Here is a 15,317-nt window from a genome sequence, read left to right on the forward strand (position 1 = left end):
AACCCCAGCCGTCGGAAATCAACCATCTCACCTGACCAGATGGAGCTCCGCTATGCCTGAATTTCCCCGGACACCCCAGCGCTTGCGGGGAGAGGTCGGATCGCATCGTCAGATGCGATCCGGGTGAGGGGTACAGGTCCGTCCGATCGCATTGCTCGTGGAGAGAGCCGCTCACCCCAACCCTCTAAGAGCGAGCTTCGCTCGTCTCGACCCCGTGAAGGACGGGGAGAGGGAGAGGCGCTACGCCGCCGCGCGCGGATTATAAGCGTACATGAAGTCCATTCCCTTGGACGACACCGGCAGCAGCAGCTTCAACATGTGATCGCGGAGCCAGGCGCCGGTCGGGCTGAACTCGCGCTTGCTGTTGCCGTTGCGGCGGGCGATCGCCACGATCTTCTCGGCGCGCGGGCGCCGCTCGTGCTCGAAAGCCTGGAACGTCATGCCGAGCTCCTGGCCGTCGCGCATCAGGATGCCGAGCCGCAGCGCGTCTTCCAGCGCCAGCGATGCGCCCTGGCCGGCATGCGGGCTCGTCGCGTGCGCGGCGTCGCCGATCAACAGGGTGCGCTTGCGCGACCAGGTCGGCAGCGTCGCGACGTCGAGCGTGTCGGTGACCACGATATTCTCGGCGGCTTCGATGATCTCGGGGATCGGCGCGTGCCAGCCGGCGTGGAAATCGCGCAGATGCTGCCTGATCGCGGCCTGGCTCTGCAACCGGTAGGCCGCCGCGGTCATGCCGTGCGACGGCTGCGTGCTCCACCACATCGCGCCCGTGTCCGGATCGGGGCTGCACATCCCAAAGCCGAAGAAGCCGCTCTGCCCGAACGTGGTCGCCACCCTCTGGCCGATCGGCAGCTTCTCGATCACCGCGCGGGGCACGAATCCGCCGAAGCCGATCAGCCCGGTGTCGAACGGCGTCGGGCCGTCAGGGATCACATGGCGCCGCACCGCAGAGTGCACGCCGTCGGCGCCGATCACGAAATCACCCTCGGCGGTGGTGCCGTCGTTGAAATAGGCGATCACGGGCTGATCGCCGCGGTCCTCGATCTTCACCAGTTTCCTCTCGAAGAACACCGAGACGTTGGAGGCCCAGGCCTTGTCGATCAGCGTCTCGTTCAACGTCGCGCGGCACATGTTCACCGCGGGCTGGCCGAAGCGCTGCTGCATGTTCTGGTTGAGCGAGCCGAGCTTCTTGCCGCCCTGCGAATAGAAGTCGAAGGACTCCGCGATCGAGCCGTTGCGGATCAACTCGTCGGCGAGGCCGAGCTCCGCCAGCACGTGCATGCCGTTCGGCGCGATCTGCAGCCCGCCGCCGATCCCGGTGGAGTAGGGCCAGGCTTCATAGAGCTCGGTCTCGATTCCGGCGCGGGTCAGGAACATCGCGGTGACAGGGCCTGCGATGCCGGCGCCGATGATCAGAGCTTTACGGGGACGTGAGGTCATGCCTTGCTCCATGCATCCGTGTGGGATAGGAAAGGTCAGTTGCTAATTATCTTAGTTTATAAGATATTAGGCGAGTAAGATATAGGAGCCGATTTGTCAAGCACGACGTCGCGCGAAGCGCTGATGCAGGAACTCGAGGAGGCGATGCGCCGGTCATCCGCGCAGGGCGTGATGTACGGCCAAGCCGTTGCAAACATGGCCGGAATCTCCAACTCCGACATGGAATGCATGGACATCCTGCACCTTGAGGGGCGTGTGACCGCGGGGCGCCTCGCCGAGGTCACCGGGCTGACCACCGGCGCGATCACCGGCGTGGTCGATCGTCTGGAGAAGGCGGGTTACGTGCGCCGCGAGCGGGACGAGAGCGACCGCCGCAAGGTCTTCATCTCGGTGGTGGAGGAAAAAGCGGCGGAGATCGGCAAGTTCTACGTGCCGATGCAGGAGGCGATGCTCAAGCTGTGGAGCAGCTACACCGACGACGAGCTGCGCTTGCTGCTGCGCTTCGCCAATGACGGCTACAAGGGCGTGCTGGAAGCGACCGGAGCATTGAAGGCGGTGATCGACATGCCGCCGGAGCAGCGCGCCAGTCTCAAGATGCCGCCGAAGACTCGTCGATGATCCGTGCCGACGTCGCGCGGTAGTGCTCGGCTGCCGCATACATGCCCCACATCGTGCCCAGCATCATCCAGAAGTGCCGCCAGTGGTCGGTATCGATGATGAAGCTCTCGCCGACGAAGCCGAGGAACGCCGAGAAGACCGCGAGATAGCCGCGCTGCCACGGCACCCGCATGTAGATGTAGCGGAAGCCGATGATCGCGGTGACGAACACCAGCGCCGGATAGCAAATCCCCGAGATCCAGCCGCCCGACATGAAGGCGTTGAGATAGGAATTGTGGGTGTCCTCGGGGAAGTAGGTGTGGAATTGCAGCGGCCCGATGCCGAACGGCAGCTCGAGCGCCATCTGGGCGCCGAGGATGTGGCGGCCGAACCGGCCGAAGCGGCCTTCGTCATAGCTCTGGTCGAAGCTCGCGCGCTGCTTGAACATGTCCGCGACCGAGCCGATCGAGAGCAGCACAGCGATCAGCGCCACGGCCAGGATCGCGGCGATCAAGGTCATCACGATGATGCGCGAGCGCTGCGCCTGCGAGCGGCTGGTGAACACCATCAGCGCCAGCATGAAGGCCGCGGTGATCACGAGGCCGCCCCAGGCGGCGCGCGAGAACGACAGCAGGATCGCGAGCGAGATGATGCCGAAGGCGATGGCGTTGCGGAGCGCCTTGCCGAAGCGGTCGGAGACCACGCTCTGCAGCGTGAACAGCGCCGGCAGGATCAGGAAGGCGCCGAGCACGTTCGGGTCCTTGAAGGTTCCGCGGGCGCGGTCATACAGCGTCAGCAGGTCGTAGCCGCCGGGCACCAGACGGAAGTAGCCGGCGATGCCGGCGAGCGAAGCGATCATCGCGCCGACGATCAGGCCGCGGCGCAGCATGTCGAGGCGGGCTTCGGTATCCTCCGACATCACCATCGCGAAGAAGATGACGGTGATGGCCATGTACCAGGAGGTCAGGATCCAGTTCACCACCTCCGGCTTGTCGAGGAACGGCACCGCACCGATGCTGTAGCCGACATTGAGCACGATCAATGTGAACAGCAGCGGCATGAACACGAGCCGCATGCGCAGGCCCGTGGCGAAGAACAGCACGCAGGCAGTCAGCGTGACGAGCTCATACGGGCTCGGCTCGATGAACACGATGGCGCCGGACGCGCCGGCCAGCCACACCAGCGCCCGCTGCAGCGCCAGCACGCCCGTTGGTGCTGATGTCAGCGAATGGGTCGTCCCGGCTGTCGCCGCATAGGCCATCGGATACTCACGCAACGCAACGGACACAGAACCTGACACCCGTTATTGCGAGGAGCGTCAGCGACGACGCAATCCACCTATCCCCTAGCGGCAGCGTGGATTGCTTCGCTGCGCTCGCAATGACGTGCGGTTTGAACCCGCCTCGATCAGTACGCGTTCTCGCTTTTCGTTAGCAGCGAGAACGGGGTCTTGAGCAGGATGTAGAGGTCGAACAGCACCGACCAGTTCTCGATGTAATAGAGGTCGTATTCGACGCGCTTCTGGATCTTCTCGTCAGTGTCGACCTCGCCGCGCCAGCCGTTGATCTGCGCCCAGCCGGTGATGCCGGGCTTGACGCGGTGGCGGGCGAAGTAGCCGTCGACCGCCTCGTCGAACAGGCGGTTCTCCAGCTTGCTCTGCACGGCGTGCGGGCGCGGGCCGACCAGCGAGAGATTGCCCTTCAGCACAACGTTGAACAGTTGCGGCAATTCGTCGAGCGAGGTTTTGCGGATGAAGCGGCCGACGCGGGTCACGCGCGGATCGTTCTTGGTCACCACCTTGGAGGCGGTGGGGTCGGCCTGATGGTGGTAGAGCGAGCGGAATTTGTAGACGTCGATCCGCTCATTGTTGAAGCCGAAGCGCTTCTGGCGGAACAGCACCGGGCCGGGGCTGTCGAGTTTCACCGCGAGCGCCACCAGTCCCAACACCGGCAGCGCCGCAACCAAGGCCAGACCGCCGACCACGCGGTCGAACAGCCATTTCAGCACCAGATCCCAGTCGGTGATCGGCGCCTCGAACATATCGAGCGTCGGCACCTTGCCGATATAGGAATAGGAACGGGGGTGGAAGCGCAGCTTGTTGGTATGGGCCGACAGGCGGATGTCGACCGGCAGCACCCACAGCTTCTTCAGCATTTCCAGGATGCGGGTCTCCGCCGAGATCGGCAGCGCGAACAGCACGAGGTCGACGCGGGTGCGGCGGGCGAATTCGACGATGTCATCGATCTTGCCGAGTTTCGGTGCGCCGGCGCAGGTGTTGGTGGCGCGATCGTCATTGCGGTCGTCGAACACGCCGAGCAGATGGATGTCGGAATCATCCTCGGCGTTCAGCGCCTCGATCAGCTGCTCGCCATTGTGGTCTGCTCCGACGATGATGGTGCGGCGGTCGAGCCGGCCGTCATGCGCCCAGGCGCGCACCATCGATCGCAGCAGCAGCCGTTCGGCGATCAGCACCGCAAGGCCGACGCAGAAGAACGACGACAGCCAGACCCGCGAGACCTCGCCGCCGAGCTTGACCAGGAAGGAGATGCCGATGAACAGCAGGAACACGACGGCCCACGACGAGATCATGCGCGTCATCTGGCGAAGCTGGCCGCGGAAGATCTGCACCTGGTAGATATCGGCGGCCTGGAAGCAGACCACGGCGGCAGCCGACATGCCGAGGATCGATGCGATGTACCCCCAGTGAATACTGCCGCCGGCGAGCGGCCTGACATAGGCGAGATAGAGCCCGACGCCGACCAGGCTGAGCAGCACGAAGTCGGCGAGGCGAACCGCGCCGGCGATCACAACCGGCGAGTAGGCGCCGCGAACCTTCTGGTTGGTAACGGCGAGCGCGGCCGGCGAGAGGCGCCGGCGCCGTTCGATCTGCGGCTGAGCGGCCGTCGCAGACGCAGCGGCATCCAGCATCGAGCGTGCGTTAAACGGTTCCACGAGTCCACGTCCATTCCTGCGCATGCAGATGGGCATCCGCGCGCAGCACGAAAATTCCCCCGGGCGTGACTTAAGGGGACAAATCGGAAGAAACGGTTACGTGTGCAAGAAGTGGTTAACGTTTGGCAAATGCGTCGCGATAGCCGGCCAGTACCCCCTCGACCATCGCGCTTTGCGAGAAATGTTCCGAAATCCGCTCGCGCAATCGCTCGGCGCGCGCCGCGGTCGCGGCGGGATCGTCGAGCGCGGCCTTGATCGCGTCGGCCATCGCTCCAGCATTGCTCGGCGCGAACAGGGCGTCGGTGTGGGTATCGAAGATCTCCGGGATGCCGCCGACATCGGCGGCGATCATCGGAACGCCGGCCGCGCCCGCCTCGATCACTACATAGGGCATCGAATCGCCGCGCGAGGGCACCACGAGCAGGCTGCCCTTCGAAAAGCCATAGCGCGCCTTGACGTGACCGATGAAGCGGACGGCCTCGCCGAGCGACAGCCGCTTCACCTGCTCCTTGAGGCGCTCGAATTCCTCGCCGTCGCCGCCGAGCGTCAACGTCACCGGCTCGCCCTCGGCGCGCAGCTTCGCCACCGCGTCGATCAGCAGATCGGCGCCCTTGATGCGCCGGAACTCGCCGACATAGGCCACGTCGGTGGCATCGTCGGCGCGGGGGACCGGTTCGAACTCCTCCGCGGTGACGCCGTTGAACACGCAGCGCACGAGGCCTGCCGGCTTGCCGACGGTGCGCTGATAGGTGTCGCGGGCAAACGCGCTCTCGAACAGGAACAGGTCGGTGCTGTTCATCAGGGTGCGCTCGAGCTGGCTGTAGAAGCGGCCCTTCCAGGTGTCGAGCGGGTAGTGCAGCGAGCCGCCATGCGGCGTGTAGACCCGGATCACCTTGCCCGACCGCCGCCGCAGCCGGACATAGGCGCCGGCCTTGGCGCCATGCCCGTGGACGACATCGGGTTTCAGCTTGCGGATCAGGCCGGCGATGTGGGCCCAGACCATGAAGTCGGCGAAGCGCGGCTCACGGCGTATCGCGACGCGGTGGACGCCGAGCTTGAGCCGCGGCTCGATCTCGGCAAGCGCCGCGTCGGCCCGCGCGCCGCCGGTCAAACTGTCGGCGACGATGCCGACATGATGGCCGCGTTCGATCTGGCCGTTGGCGACGTCGAGGATGTGACGAATGATGCCGCCGACCGGGGCACGCACCACGTGCAGGATGCGGAGGGGCGGTTGCTGATTTTGATCCTGCGCCATCGATCAGAACCAGCGCTCGCCGACGAACACGGTGTCGCCGGGGCCGATCGGCGTGCCCAGGGGAGCGACGAAGCGGCCGGCGCCGGATGCATTGGTGTGGGTGACGGTAACCTCGTCGCGCCTGGCGCGCGGCGAGAAGCCGCCGGCGATCGCGATCGCGCTTTCGACCGTCATGTTGGGCACATAGGGATATTGGCCGGGGGCCTGGACTTCGCCGAGGATGAAGAACGGCCGGTAGGCCTCGATCTCGACTGCGACCGACGGCTCGCGGATGAAGCCGTTGCGCAGCCGCGCGGTGATCTCGGCGGCAAGCCCGGCGGGCGTCCGGCCGCGCGCCGGCACCGAGCCGATCAGCGGCATGGTGATCGCGCCCGCGGCGTCGATCGCATAGGCGTTGGTCAGCCCTTCCTGGCCATAGACCACAACGCGGAGCTTGTCGCCGGGGCCGAGATTATAGCCCTCGCGCGTCGGTGCGGGATCGGCATAGGCCACGGGCGCAGCATACGCCATCGGTTCGAGACCGGGGTCACCGGCAAGCGGCGACGTTCGGCCAATGCAGCCCGACAGCGCGAGCGCAGCGACCAGACAAATAAGGGGAGCGCGCAGATCGCGCATGCAAGGAATCCCGCGACAATATCGGCTCCGATTAACGGCACCCATGGTTAACAAAGAATGACGGGGCGGGTGGTGGCGGCCATGCCCGTCAACCCCACCGATTAACCCAGCGGCAACCTTAATGGACTGTAATCGCCCCATTGAGATGGAGTCGCGGTGTCCGCGGGGGTTCGTTATGCGTTTTGCATTCTGGCGTAGAGGCAAGGATAAGGCCGTCGTGCAACGGGCGTTGCCGAAGTCTGCGCCCGTTGCCGACGAAGCTGTCGTGAAGCCGGCTGCGCCCAAGCCTGATCCCGACAAGCCTGCTCCTGACAAGCCGGCCCGTCCGGCGGAGGCGGCCGATCTTGACCTGCACGTGCTCGGCCGCGCGCTGGCGCGCAAGCGCGGCTGGATCATCGTGCCGACGGTGCTGGTGTTCGCGTTGTCGCTTGCCGCGGTCAACGTCGTGACGCCGCGCTACAAGTCGGAAGCGCGAATCCTGATCGACAATCGCGAGAACGCCTTCCTGCGTCCGAACGGCGAGCGCGACCTGGAGCGCACCTCGCTCGACGCCGAGGCGGTGACGAGCCAGGTGCAGCTGTTGCTGTCGCGCGATCTCGCGCGCGACATCATCAAGAAGAACAAGCTGGCCGAACGTCCGGAGTTCGATCCGGTGCTGCGGGGCTTTTCGCCGCTGAAGTCGCTGCTGGCGCTGTTCGGCATCGGCCGTGACCCGTTCAGCCTGACGCCGGAAGAGCGGGTGCTTGATTCCTATTACGAGCGCTTCCAGGCTTTTGCGGTCGACAAGTCGCGCGTCATGGTAATCGAGTTCCAGTCCGAGGATCCCGAGCTTGCGGCGCGCGTCGCCAACTCGATCGCGGACGGCTATCTCGTGCTGCAGCAGGCCGCGCGGCAGGACCAGGCCAAATCCGCCAGCACATGGCTGCTCGGCGAGATCGACAAGCTGCGCACCAAGGTCGCGGAGGCGGATTCGCGCGTCGAGGAATTCCGCTCGAAGTCGAGCCTGTTCGTCGGCACCAACAACATCCCGCTGTCGAACCAGCAGATGGGTGAGCTGAACACGCAGCTCAACAATGCCCGCGCGCTGAAGGCGGATGCCGAGACCAAGGCACGGCTGATCCGGGAGATGCTTCAGGTCGGCAAGCCGATCGAGGCGTCGGAGGTGCTCAATTCCGAGCTGATCCGCCGGCTGGCCGAACAGCGCGGCACGCTGCGCGCGCAGCTTGCCGAGCAGTCGTCGACGCTGCTCGACAACCATCCGCGCATCAAGGAATTGAAGGCGCAGATCGCCGATCTCGACCGGCAATTGCGCGAAGAAGCCGGCAAGGTTTCGCGCTCGCTGGACAATGACGCCCGCGTCGCCGATGGCCGAGTCATGGCGTTGCAGGCGAGCCTGGACCAGTCGAAGAGGCAGGCGTCGTCTAGCAATAGCCAGGACGTGCAACTGCGCGGGCTGGAGCGCGAAGCCAAGGCGCAGCGCGACCTGCTGGAGGCCTATCTCGCCAAGTACCGCGAGGCGACGGCGCGCGAGAACATCGAGGCCGCGCCGACCGACGGTCGCATCATCTCGCGCGCCTCGGTTTCGAATACGCCGGCCTATCCGAAGAAGCTGCCGATCGTGCTGATCGCGACGCTGGCGACGCTGCTGCTGTCATCCGGCATCATCATCACCGGCGAGCTGCTGCGCATCTCCGCGCCCGGTGCGGTTGGCCGCGCCTTCGCGCCGGCGGCTGCCGTGATCAGGCGCCGCGAGCCGGTCATGGATGCCGCAACCGTGGACCACCCCGCGCCGGCGCTGCCCCCTGAACCCGCGCTCGCATCGCCGGTCGCGCCGAAGCCGGCCGTGGAGCCCGAACTGCCGCTGGAGCCTGCGGCTGCCTATGAACCTCCGCCGCAGCCTGAGTCCGCCCAGACTGCCGACGAGATCGATGAGCTCGCCGAGCGCCTTGTCGCCGCCGGTCCCGCCGCCCACAAGGTCACCGTGCTCGGCCCGGCCGCGGCTGATAGCGTTACGTTGACCGCCCTGACGCTGGCGCGTCTGATGGCGCGCCAGGCCAAGGTTGTCGTCGTCGATCTCGTCGCGTCCTCGCCGGTGCTGACGTCGGCGACCGTCGATCCGGCGGCGCCCGGCCTTGCCGAGCTGATGCAGGGCGAGGCGACCTTCGCGCAGATCATCACCAAGGACCGGCAGTCGCGTGTTCAGATCGTCAGCGCCGGGCGTCCGGGCTTCGATCGCTCGCATCTGCAATCGCCGCGGCTCGCCCTTGCGATCGATGCGCTGCTCAGGGTCTACGACCACGTGCTGCTCGACGCCGGTTCGGCCCTCGACCTGCCGGCCGAACTGCTGACCGCGAAGGCGCAGGCGGTCGTCGTGCCCGACGCCACCATGGCGCAGGATGCCCGCCACTCGATGGTCGAGCAACTCAGGGCGGTCGGCTTCGCCGAAGTGACGATGCTGAGCAAGCCCTGCGCGGCGTCGGAAGCGGCTGTGAGGGGCCCGCGGGTGGTGGCTGCCTGAGCGCCACCGTCAGCCCGTCGGGGTAAATCCGGTCGCCCGCACGATCCCTTTCCAGCGATCGGATTCGGTGGCGAGCAGTTGCGCAAAGTCATTCATCGCGATTGCGTCGACGTCGACCGACAGTTTGGCCATGCCGGACTTGACCTCGTCGCTGCGCAATGACGCCTGGATCGCGCCGTTGAGTTGCGCGACGATTGCCGCGGGCGTCTTCGCCGGCAGGAAGATGCCGAACCAGGTCACGTCCTGAAGCCCGGGGTAACCGGCTTCCGCCACCGTCGGCACATCGGGGAGGGATTTGAGACGGCTGGGACCGGTCGTCGCCAGAGCGCGAAGCTGTCCGGACTGGACCTGACCCAGCAGGCTGTCGATCGGCATCACCGCCGACGCGATCTCGCCCTTCAGGAGATCCTGGACCGCCCCTCTGCCTTGATAGGGCACGTGGAGATAGTCGAAGCCCGCGGTTCGGCCGAGCATCGCACCGATGAAATGCAGGGTGGTGCCAACGCCCGGCGTGCCGTAGGTCGCCTGTGTCGGGTTGGCGCGGCACCAGGCGACGAAGTCGGCGAGGCTCCTGACATCGTTCGGGACTTTCGGGCCGATCGCCAGCAGCGTCGCGAATGAGCCGACGGTCGATACCGGCGTGAAGTCCTGCGGTGTGTATGCGAGCGAATTGTAGGTGTGTGGAAACAGCGCGATGAACCCAAGCGGCGCGAGCAGCACGACCGATCCATCGGCCTCGGCGTTCTTTACCGCCTCGATCGCAATCCGGCCGCTCGCGCCGGGCCGGGTCTCAACGACGATGGAGTCGGCATAGTCCTTCATCTGCCCGGCAACGAGCCTTGCGACGGCGTCGGGCAATCCGGGCGTGTAGCCGGTCAGGATATGGGCGGTCTTCAGGCGGGGCTGCGCGCCGACTGGCCGGACCAGGCCTGCGGCGGCGAGCGCGGCACCGGCCGCTGACGCGGTCAGGACGTCGCGACGGGTCAACATGCATGCCTCCATGGTCGTCGAGCCGCGCCGTTCGGGGCGCGACGATCTGCGTCATCGCACGCGGAGGATGCGTGAGGCGGGGATAAACGTCCAATGCTAGTGTCTGAGGCGTCCATAACCGTTTTGGTAAGGATCGCTGATGCAGGACATCGAGCGTGCCCGACGCCGGATCAAGCTGCGCGACCTGCACATCCTGCTCGTTATCGCGCAGCGCGGCAGCATGGCGAAGGCTGCCGCGGAGCTCGCGGTGTCGCAGCCGGCGATTTCGCGGGCGGTCAGCGGCATGGAGCACGCGCTCGGCCTTCGGCTATTCGATCGTTGCCGTAACGGCATCGAACTGACGGCCTATGGCCATGCTCTGGTGCGACGCGGGGTCTCGATCTTCGACGAGCTTACCCAGGGCTTGCAGGAGCTCGAGTTTCTGGCCGATCCGAGCATCGGAGAGTTGCGCATCGGCAGCACGGAGAGCATCGCAGCGGGCTTGCTTCCGGTGGCGATCGACCGCTTCACGCGGCAGCATCCCGGCATCCGCATCAATGTCGCGCAGACCGTTCTCAGCGATCTGCGCTACCGCGAACTGCGCGAGCGCAACATCGATCTGTTGCTTGGATGGACGCCGACGCCGTTTGACGAGACGGACCTGGCGGTCGAGCCCTTGCTCGACGATCGGCGCGTCGTGGTCGCGGGAAGGCGAAGCAAATGGGCGCGCGCGTCCAGGCTCGAATTGGCCGACCTCGCACACGAGCGCTGGGTGCTGCCTCCGCCGGACACCTTTCCGGGCGCCGCGGTGGCGGAGACGTTTCGCGAATTCGGAATGCAGATGCCAAGCGCGCCGATCACGACGCTGTCGCTTCATTTGTGCTGCCGGCTCGCCGCGACCGGCCGCTTCATCACCGTGCTGCCGGGCTCGGTCGCGCGGTTTGCCGGCGGTGATCTCGGGCTGAAGGAGCTTCCGGTTCAGCTTCCGCGAGCGGCCGCCGTCTCGGCCGCGATCGTCACGTTGAAAGGCCGCACCTTGGGCCCGACCGCCGAGATCTTCATCGCGTGCATCCGTGAGATCGCCAAGGCGGCCGCAAGCAAGGCGGCCGCCGGCAGGTGACAGGCATTACCGGCGCCGTTCCCATCCCATCCGGTGGAGGCGCCCGATGCCTAGTGCGCCATCATCGGCTCGCGCGCGGTTCGCTCGAGCACCGGATCGATCCGCAGCCTGATCGTGACCAGCGCGCCGATCAGTCCCATCACGGCGAGCAGCAGCAGCCCTGCCGTAAAGCTGCCCGTCAGGTCCTTCAGATAGCCGACGGCGAATGGGCCGGCGAAGCCTGACAGGTTGCCGAGCGAGTTGATCGCGGCAATGCCTGCCGCCGCCGAGGCGCCGGTCAGGATACCTGCCGGCATCGGCCAGAACATCGGCGGCACCGCCGACACGCCGATCTGCGCAAGGCAGAGCAGGGCGACGATCAGCACCGGATTCGACACCAGCCCGGCAAGGCCGATACCGACGGCGGCGAGCGTCAGCGCGCCGGCGACATGGTATCGCCGCTCGCCGGTCTTGTCGGAATGGCGGCCGAGCAGCACCATGCCGACCGCGCCGAACACGAAGGGCAGGGCCGCGATCAAGCCGGTCTGGGTGTCGGTGACGCCAAACGCCTTGATGATGGTGGGCAGGAAGAATGCGACGCCGTAGCTTGCCGCGTTGAGGCAGAAATACACGAAGGCGCAGGCAAGGACCCGCGAGTCGGTGAGCGACTGCAGGACGGAAATATGCTCCACGGCCTCGGTTTGCTGCCGCTCGCGCTCAAGCGTCGTCTGAATCCACTTGACCTCGTCGGGCTGCAGCCAGCTTGCCTGGCGCGGAAAATCCGGCAGGAAGGTCAGGACAGCGAAGCCGACCAGGACCGACGGCAATGCCTCGCAGACGAACAGCCACTGCCATCCGGTCAGGCCGGCGCCCGACAGGTTGAGCAGCAATCCCGAGATCGGCGCCCCGATGATGCTCGAGATCGGGATCGCCAGCATGAACAGGCTGATGACGCGCGCGCGGTACACCGACGGGAACCAGAGCGTCAAATAGAAGATGATGCCCGGGAAGAAGCCGGCTTCGCAGGCGCCGAGCAGGAGGCGCAGGAAGTAGAAGATCCATTCGCTCGACAGGCCGCTCGCCGCGGACATCTGCGGGATGAAGGCAAATGCGGCCGAGACGATGCCCCAGCTGATCATGATGCGGGCGATCCACCGCCGCGCACCGAACCGCTCCAGCAGGATGTTGGAGGGCACCTCGAAGAAGAAGTAGCCGATGAAGAACAGCCCGGCGCCGAGCCCGTAGGCGGCCTCGCTGAGGCCGAGCGCCGCGTTCATATGCAGCTTGGCGAAGCCGACATTGACGCGATCGAGATAGGCCACGAAGTAACACAGGATGAGGAACGGAATCAGCCGCCGCATCATCTTTCCGATCGCGCGCTTCTCGACATCGTCGCTCATCGTTCCCATCCCTTCCTGTTTTTCGATTCGGCAGACGATCACTGCTGTTCGGGGCGGCACTGGCGCACCCGCAGCGGTTCGTCGCGTTGCTCTTGCAAGTCTTCTTCATTGTTGTGTAATCGACTGCCGCGTGACTAATGGCATTTGGGAATGGAGCCACGGCGAAACTGTCATGATGCACCGCGGTATAAACGCGGGAACCCTGGAGCGTTTTCCGGCGAAGTGGCTGCCGGCTCGCGTCAAGAAAACGCCTCAAAGCAGAATCTGGAGCCCCGTTCCGGCTTAATCGGAACGGAAAGGGCCCTTGCCGGGCAGGATGGTGGCGGGCCGTGATCAGTAATCTGAAACTGCGCCAGCTGCGCTTGCTGGTCGCTCTCGACAATGAGCGCAAGTTGCAGCTCGCCGCCGAGCGGTTGAACATCACCCAATCGGCGGCATCGAAGATGCTTGCCGAAATCGAGGCGCTGGCGCGGGTTCCCTTGTTCGAGCGCACGGCGCGCGGCGTCGAACCGACGGCCTATGGATCGATCCTGATCCGTGGCGGCAAGAGCGTGCTGGCCGATCTCGACCAGGTCACCGACGAGTTCGCGGGCTACAAATCCGGTGAGCTCGGCACCGTCTCCGTTGGAACAGTCGCCAAGCCGAGCATCGACCTCGTCGTCGACGTGATCCAGTATCTCGGCGAAAAGCTGAATCGGGTGAACATCTCGCTCGATGTCAGCACCAGCCCGCCATTGATCACGCGACTGCTGGCGCTCGAGTTCGATTTCGTCGTCGCCAGGATTCCCGCCGGCATCGACCCCCGGCAATTCGACTATTACGAGATCGGCGCGGAGGAGGCGGTGCTGCTCGTTCGCGCGGAGCATCCGTTGGCCGGCCGCGAGACGGTCGAGCTGGAGGACATGGCCGACCAGCAATGGATCTGCCAGCCGCGCGAATCCTTCATGCGCCAGGCACTCGAGAGGCTGTTCATGAGCCGCGGCGTGACGCCGCCGCGCCGGGTCATCAACACCGAGTCGTTTTTCGCATCGGTCGGAATTGCCGCGGGCATCGACGCGATCGTGCCGGTCCCCATGCTGGTGTTCGATCTGGTCGATCCGCAGCGGTTCAAGGTGCTGCGCCTGCGCGACAGGCTGTTGTTGGAGAATTACGGCCTGATCAAGTTGCGCAAGCGTGCGCTGTCACCCGCTGCGGCACTCTTGTTCGACGCGATGAAACGGCTCGGCGTACCGAATGGCGGCGCAGAGCAGGGCGACGCGGCGCGCTGAACACTCAGCGGAACATGCTGCGCAGGTTCTGGGCAATCTCGAACAGCGCCGGATTTTGCTTCACAGCGCGCTTGGCGCGATTGATGGCCGACAGCGCGCTGGCCGCCGGCTTGCCGCGCAAGCTGAGCGGAACGAAGCTGTCGACGACGGCTTCATCGTCCTTGCAGAACAGCCGCTTGTACTCGTCCGAGCCGATGCCGAGATCCAGAGCGCGGTAGTTCAGGCCGGCATGGCGATCGATGATATCGCGCATCAGGATCAGGCCGGGGCTGAACTTGGAATTGGCCGACATCGTGTAGGTGTTGAACATCATCGAGAAGCGATGACCGTCGGACACGCCGGCGAAGATCGCGATCACTTCCTCGTCGCACTCCAGCGCGTGGATGTCGATCGCGTAGCCGTTGCCGTCGGCGCGCGGCGCGAGGCAGGCGGCACGAATGAACTGCTCGATGCCCGGCTCGGCGAACACGTTCGGCAGCTTCTGCTCGGCCATGCGCTGCGGCTTGACGCGGAAGAACCAGTCGAGCAGGCGGCAGACATCGGCGCTCTCGCTCGCGACATAATAGCGATAGCCGGGCAGCGCCTGCAGCTTGCGCTCCTTGCCCTTGAGGCGGCGGCGGAACGAGTTGCTGACCAGCGCCGCCGGTGCCGCGCCGGGCTCGATCGCCAGCACCGGGCAGTCGTTGACCGAAGCCTGATGCGGCAGCAGCGCCAGCGGATTCGGCAGATCCCGCCAGCGCAGCGGCTGCTGGCAGAGCGCGAGCGCATCGGCGCGGGAGCGTTCGGCGATCGATCGGATCAGGGCCGCGATGTCGGCTTCCGTCGCATCGGCGGCGAAATCCTTCGCGCACAGCGCCATGTTGAAGGTCGCATGCCTGCCGCCCATGAAGCTCGCGCAGTTCGCGCCGAGGCGGGATTCGATTGCGAGCGGCAGCAGCAGCAGCGGCCGGCGTTCGCTGTCATGAGCGACGACGATGAAGGGCCGCAGGCCCTCGCGCTCGCCGACCTGGCGTTGCCAGCTGGCGAGGAAATCGAACCGCTGATAGGGCGTGTAGCTGTGCTGCGACGTCTCGAAGCCGCGCCAGGTCGCTTCGGCCGCGGTGAGATCATGAAAGATGTCGACGCCGGCGACGCGGATCGCGTTCGGCCACGCCCGCGTCTCGGCCGTCTGGCCTTCGATTGCCGCCGCCATGGTCATCTCGGA

12 protein-coding genes are annotated in these 15,317 nt (G+C 65.8%); 4 read left to right on the forward strand and 8 right to left on the reverse strand.

Features of this window, described 5'->3' with window-relative positions; all coding sequences use genetic code 11:
* Nucleotides 1-240 precede the first annotated feature (240 nt).
* On the reverse strand, nucleotides 241-1,440 hold the full coding sequence (locus Q2M23_RS24405; RefSeq protein ID WP_310885897.1) for an FAD-dependent oxidoreductase: 1,200 nt from the start codon (nucleotides 1,438-1,440) through the stop codon (nucleotides 241-243).
* A 123-nt stretch (nucleotides 1,441-1,563) separates the two neighbouring features.
* Here Q2M23_RS24405 and Q2M23_RS24410 point away from each other — a divergent pair, with 123 nt between their 5' ends.
* On the forward strand, nucleotides 1,564-2,058 hold the full coding sequence (locus Q2M23_RS24410) for a MarR family transcriptional regulator (RefSeq protein ID WP_141341084.1): 495 nt from the start codon (nucleotides 1,564-1,566) through the stop codon (nucleotides 2,056-2,058).
* Here the strand turns inward: Q2M23_RS24410 and Q2M23_RS24415 are convergent.
* The 4 genes from Q2M23_RS24415 to Q2M23_RS24430 form a co-directional block, all read right to left on the reverse strand.
* Complete coding sequence (locus tag Q2M23_RS24415; protein ID WP_076825280.1) at nucleotides 2,030-3,298, reverse strand: O-antigen ligase family protein; 1,269 nt, start codon at nucleotides 3,296-3,298, stop codon at nucleotides 2,030-2,032. The genes Q2M23_RS24410 and Q2M23_RS24415 overlap by 29 nt on opposite strands.
* A gap of 146 nt (nucleotides 3,299-3,444) precedes the next feature.
* The gene (locus Q2M23_RS24420; RefSeq protein ID WP_316397289.1) at nucleotides 3,445-4,989 is read right to left on the reverse strand and encodes an undecaprenyl-phosphate glucose phosphotransferase; all 1,545 of its coding nucleotides are present in this window, start codon (nucleotides 4,987-4,989) and stop codon (nucleotides 3,445-3,447) included.
* Nucleotides 4,990-5,104: 115 nt separating this feature from the next.
* On the reverse strand, nucleotides 5,105-6,244 hold the full coding sequence (locus tag Q2M23_RS24425) for a glycosyltransferase family 4 protein (protein ID WP_316397290.1): 1,140 nt from the start codon (nucleotides 6,242-6,244) through the stop codon (nucleotides 5,105-5,107).
* Between the two features lie 3 nt (nucleotides 6,245-6,247).
* A complete protein-coding gene (locus Q2M23_RS24430; RefSeq protein ID WP_076825284.1) occupies nucleotides 6,248-6,859 on the reverse strand; it encodes a polysaccharide biosynthesis/export family protein in 612 nt (203 codons plus the stop codon).
* 175 nt (nucleotides 6,860-7,034) lie between these two features.
* Between Q2M23_RS24430 and Q2M23_RS24435 the strand changes: the two genes are divergently transcribed.
* Nucleotides 7,035-9,377: an exopolysaccharide transport family protein gene (locus Q2M23_RS24435; RefSeq protein WP_316397291.1), complete on the forward strand. Its 2,343-nt coding sequence runs from the start codon at nucleotides 7,035-7,037 to the stop codon at nucleotides 9,375-9,377.
* 9 nt (nucleotides 9,378-9,386) lie between these two features.
* On the opposite strand, the gene Q2M23_RS24440 is transcribed toward Q2M23_RS24435, so the two are convergent.
* Nucleotides 9,387-10,367 (reverse strand): Bug family tripartite tricarboxylate transporter substrate binding protein, encoded by a 981-nt coding sequence (locus Q2M23_RS24440; protein WP_316397292.1) that lies wholly within the window; start codon nucleotides 10,365-10,367, stop codon nucleotides 9,387-9,389.
* Nucleotides 10,368-10,506: 139 nt separating this feature from the next.
* Here Q2M23_RS24440 and Q2M23_RS24445 point away from each other — a divergent pair, with 139 nt between their 5' ends.
* Nucleotides 10,507-11,466, forward strand: coding sequence for a LysR family transcriptional regulator (locus Q2M23_RS24445; protein WP_316397293.1), 960 nt, complete (start codon nucleotides 10,507-10,509; stop codon nucleotides 11,464-11,466).
* Nucleotides 11,467-11,516: 50 nt separating this feature from the next.
* On the opposite strand, the gene Q2M23_RS24450 is transcribed toward Q2M23_RS24445, so the two are convergent.
* A complete protein-coding gene (locus tag Q2M23_RS24450; protein WP_016844958.1) occupies nucleotides 11,517-12,854 on the reverse strand; it encodes an MFS transporter in 1,338 nt (445 codons plus the stop codon).
* A 320-nt stretch (nucleotides 12,855-13,174) separates the two neighbouring features.
* Between Q2M23_RS24450 and Q2M23_RS24455 the strand changes: the two genes are divergently transcribed.
* Complete coding sequence (locus tag Q2M23_RS24455; RefSeq protein WP_229190299.1) at nucleotides 13,175-14,113, forward strand: LysR family transcriptional regulator; 939 nt, start codon at nucleotides 13,175-13,177, stop codon at nucleotides 14,111-14,113.
* Between the two features lie 4 nt (nucleotides 14,114-14,117).
* Here Q2M23_RS24455 and Q2M23_RS24460 read toward each other — a convergent pair whose 3' ends face one another.
* On the reverse strand, nucleotides 14,118-15,311 hold the full coding sequence (locus Q2M23_RS24460; RefSeq protein WP_076825293.1) for a GNAT family N-acetyltransferase: 1,194 nt from the start codon (nucleotides 15,309-15,311) through the stop codon (nucleotides 14,118-14,120).
* Nucleotides 15,312-15,317: the final 6 nt, after the last annotated feature.

This window comes from Bradyrhizobium sp. 33ap4, assembly GCF_032654765.1.
GTDB lineage: Bacteria > Pseudomonadota > Alphaproteobacteria > Rhizobiales > Xanthobacteraceae > Bradyrhizobium > Bradyrhizobium australafricanum.